4 protein-coding genes are annotated in these 4,113 nt (G+C 44.9%); 2 read left to right on the top strand and 2 right to left on the bottom strand.

Features of this window, described 5'->3' with window-relative positions; all coding sequences use genetic code 11:
* Positions 1 to 679, top strand: a 679-nt coding sequence (locus VN105_RS20705; protein WP_325643759.1) for a TlpA disulfide reductase family protein, incomplete at its 5' end; no start/stop codon positions are given.
* Positions 680 to 814: 135 nt separating this feature from the next.
* Positions 815 to 1,747 (top strand): Dyp-type peroxidase, encoded by a 933-nt coding sequence (locus VN105_RS20700; RefSeq protein ID WP_325643757.1) that lies wholly within the window; start codon positions 815 to 817, stop codon positions 1,745 to 1,747.
* Between the two features lie 187 nt (positions 1,748 to 1,934).
* Here the strand turns inward: VN105_RS20700 and chrA are convergent, their stop codons facing one another.
* A complete protein-coding gene (chrA, locus tag VN105_RS20695; protein WP_325643755.1) occupies positions 1,935 to 3,065 on the bottom strand; it encodes a chromate efflux transporter in 1,131 nt (376 codons plus the stop codon).
* Between the two features lie 179 nt (positions 3,066 to 3,244).
* Positions 3,245 to 4,113, bottom strand: an 869-nt coding sequence (locus VN105_RS20690) for an AraC family transcriptional regulator (RefSeq protein WP_325643753.1), incomplete at its 5' end; no start/stop codon positions are given.

The following is a 4,113-nucleotide window of genomic DNA, read 5'->3' as shown; positions in this document are numbered from 1 at the left end:
TGAAGCTGCCCAGCAACAATATTCAAAAAATATGAACAACTATATGAAGCAATTAAGAAAGCTTCAGGAAGAATGGGTTAAAGGGCATTCCGATGCTTATGTGAGTCTTATGGCGATGGATTGGCTGGCCGGGTCAGATATCAATGTCCCGGTTATAGAGCCCCTGTATAAAAGCCTTTCTGCCCGCCTGAGGAACTCTGTGGATGGAAAAGAGCTGGGCGCCCGCATTGCCGCCGCCAAAACGGTGATAGTTGGCTCCATTGCTCCAACATTTACGCTCAGCGATGTAAACGGAACCCCGGTAAAGCTGACCGATTTCAGGGGGAAATATGTGCTATTGGATTTCTGGGCCAGCTGGTGTGGCCCATGCCGGGCGGAGAATCCCAACTACAAAGAAGCATATAGCCGGTTTAAAGACAAAAATTTCACCTTGTTAGGCGTGTCATTAGACAGGGAAGGGCAGAAGGATGCATGGATAAAAGCTATCAGGGCCGATGGGCTGGAGTGGCCGCAGGTATCTGACCTTAAATACTGGGATAGTGAAGTGGCCAGGATGTATGATGTAAAAGCCATTCCCCAGAATTTCCTGATAGATCCGAAAGGGAAGATCATTGCCAAAAACCTGCGTGGAGAAGAGTTGCAGCAAAAGCTGGCTTCCATTCTTGCTCCTGCTCAGTAGCATTAAAATCACGCAAAAAGAAGACCTGCGCACCACGCGGGTCTTTTTTTTTGTGCCATAATACCAGCAGCTTTATGCGGAAATAATCCTGGAAAATATAAAAATATTCTATTTTGGCAGGTAAAGAACGAAGCTATGGCGCCTGCAAACATCAATTCACAGAACGTATTAGACTATCCAAATAAACATACCATTTTCATGGTATGGAATTTTACCGGTGATGCGAATGCAAAAGGAGCATTCAAAAAAGTATGCGCCCTGATGAGCAATCTCAATAATTCCGCAAACGTCCGTTTCCCTGAATCAAAGGCAAGTGTGGTAATGGGGATCAGCTATCGCGCCTGGCATAAGCTTGGGCTGCCTGCACCATTGCCAAAGGAATTGGCGGATTTTAAGCCGGTTGTTGGCGCCAGGCACACGGCTATAGCCACTGAAGGCGACCTGCATTTCCATATCAGGGGAGATGAAAACAGTTATTGTATTGATGTGGCGGCAGTTGTCACAGATGCGTTGTCCGGCGCCGCCACCTGCATAGAAGAAGTACATGGTTTTAAATATTGGGATAGCCGCAGCATTTTAGGATTTGTAGATGGCACGGAAAACCCACATGGGCCCGACAGGCAGTATTTCGGGATGATAGGAGACGAAGACCCTGCCTACAAAGGAGGCAGCTACCTGTTTGTACAAAAATATCTCCACGATCTTACAGCATGGAAATCGCTGACGGTAGAGGAGCAGGAGAAAGTTTTCGGAAGATCAAAAAAAGATGATATTGAAATGAGTGATGAAGTGAAACCTTCTAATGCGCATTCCGCCCTTGCCAATGTAGGTGATGATCTGAAGATCGTTCGTGATAACATGCCTTTTGGTAATATGGCCACCAATGAGATGGGAACTTACTTTATTGCTTATGCCAGCACTTTCAGTACTGTTGTGAAAATGCTGACCAATATGTTTGTGGGCGTGCCGGAAGGGAATTATGACCGGATATTGGATTTCAGTACTCCCAAAACCGGCACTTTATTTTTTGTTCCCACATTTGATATGTTGGATGAGTTTTCAGGGTGATCCGTTTATTGGATGCCCGGCATCGAACCGGCAGGCAATGACCTTGCATTGGTGAAATGCTGTTGCGCGGTGGGTTATCCAGTATTTCGTCAAACAGCCGTTTGTATTGATCATAATTCATAATGGAAGAGTTGTTATGGCCACTATAATGATAAATGTTGATGAAAACAAATGCCGCCGGTACCATCTACAGCTGTAACAGCAGGTAGCCGCCAATGCTGCCCAGCAGTATGATATAAACGGTGCTCAATTTTTTCCATATCAATGCAAGCGCCAGGCAAATAACCAGTATTACTACACTGCGCCAGTTGGCCACGGCAGACATGACCAGGTGCAGGCCAACAACGGCAATTACAGATACAGAGGCAGCGCTTAAACCATCCAGGAATATACGTAAATGATCACTCTTACGGGCGGATGATAAAATTCTATGCAGGAAAAAGGAAATAAAAAACGATGGGAGGAAAATGCCCACGGTGGCAAGCACACCGCCGGGGACACCATTGATCAGGAAGCCGGCAAACGTAGCGCTGGATAGGATAGGGCCGGGTGTGATCTGTCCTACGGCAATGGCATCCATTAATTGCTGCCTGCTCAGCCAGTGATTTCTTCTCACCAGCGATTCATCCATATATGCAAACAACACATAACCACTGCCATATAATACTGCGCCGATCTTCAGGAAAATAGAAAATAATTTCAGGCTGGAAAATGCACTGGCTCCTTCCTGCAACGCGGGGGCAAAAAGAAACCCGCTCCATAACACTGCTTTGTTCCTCATGCGCGTTACAATGTAATTAAGTGCGCCTGCACCAAGTATCAGCAATACTTCGTTTAGCCCGTACAGTGAGCCGGCAAACACTGCCAGGCAAAGAATGATCAACGTTGCATTGCCTTTGAGCGTTTTCCCCGACAACCGGATAAAGGTAGCTACTACCAGTGCTGTAGTAGCCGGGCGCAAGCCGAAAATAAATCCCTGTACATCCGGGAGCGCACTGTATCGCTGGTAAAAGTAACCAAACAAGAGGCAGATCACCATTGCCGGGAAAATATAACATACGCCGGCAACTACCAGTCCCAGGCGCCCTGCGCGCTCCTTGCCGCAATGCATAATAATTTCCACTGCATTGGGCCCCGGAATAATGTAAGAAGTGCTGAGCACATCCATAAAATGCTGGTGATCTATCCATTTACGTTTAACCACCATCTCATTTTCAATCGTGGCCACCATTCCGGCAATGCCGCCAAAACCAATACAGCCGAGTTTAAACGTAGAGAAAGCCACTTCTTTAATCCGCCGTCCTTTTGAATCATTCATATTTTCCATAAGGTAGTCAATCTATATACAGGTATCGGTAAATATACAAATTGTTCCTGCCTGCCATCAATATCCCCGATGTCGAAGTTCTGTATTTGCCCTGCATGGGAAATAGACAAATGGGAGAACAAATGGTAATTTTAAGCAAAGGTATTTGAATGCCTGCTGCCGGGGGAAATTCAGGCAACCGCTTTTCTGAACGCAGTAGGGGAAGTAGCCGTATATTTCCTGAAGTATTTTACGAAATAGGAAGGATCTTCAAACCCTAACCGGTAGGCAATCTGGTTTACATTTAAATGGGAATGCAGCAGCAACCGCTGTGCTTCGAGTATGATCCGCTCGTGAATCATTTGTGAGGGTGTTTTGTTTAAAATATGATTGGTTAGATCGGACAGGGTTCTGGCAGATATGTGCAGGAGCCTGGCGAAGTCGGCTACCGCCCAGCCTTTTGTGTAATTTTCCTCTATTAAGTTTGAGAACCGTACCAACTGCAGCCGTTTTTCATCTACCATAAAGGGCACCTTGCCCTGTACTTTCTCAAACTCATTTTTCTGACGTTGTACCTGTATTAAAAAGTTCTTTAAATATGCCTTCAGCATTTCTGTTTGCCCAAACGCTTCAACATTGGGCAGTTCTGTTTTTATTTGTTGTAAATACTCATTAAGGATTTGATGGATACCGCTTCCTATGCAGCAGGATGGTTGCTGATAGGGATTGTTGAACAGGCTGCATTTTAAAAAGAAATCCATTTCGTTGTTGGGAGAAGCAATAAACGACTCGTTGAAATGAATGAGCACACCCTGGTAATTTGAATTGTTATCAAAGTAATGTACCTGGTTTTTTGCAATAAAGAATATCGCATTTTCAAACACGTCGTATGCTCTGAAATCCACAAAATGCTTACCACTGCCAGACTTAAACCATATGATCTGGTAAAAACTATGGATATGAGGCCGGGTGGCATTCGCTTTATGTTCTTCCAGGTAAATATTTAGATCATGTATAGTAAATTGTAACTTTTTTGGTTGCTGGTGATGTAAATGATATT

The sequence above is a fragment of the Chitinophaga sp. genome (genome assembly GCF_035564935.1).
In the GTDB taxonomy this organism is placed as follows: Bacteria; Bacteroidota; Bacteroidia; order Chitinophagales; family Chitinophagaceae; genus Chitinophaga.
This window is presented reverse-complemented; position numbering and strand designations above follow the sequence as displayed.

Coding starts and splice junctions, on each gene's coding strand:
- VN105_RS20700 (WP_325643757.1), top strand. CDS start 815: ATGGCGCCTGCAAACATCAATTCACAGAACGTATTAGACTATCCAAAT.
- chrA (WP_325643755.1), bottom strand. CDS start 3,065: ATGAATGATTCAAAAGGACGGCGGATTAAAGAAGTGGCTTTCTCTACG.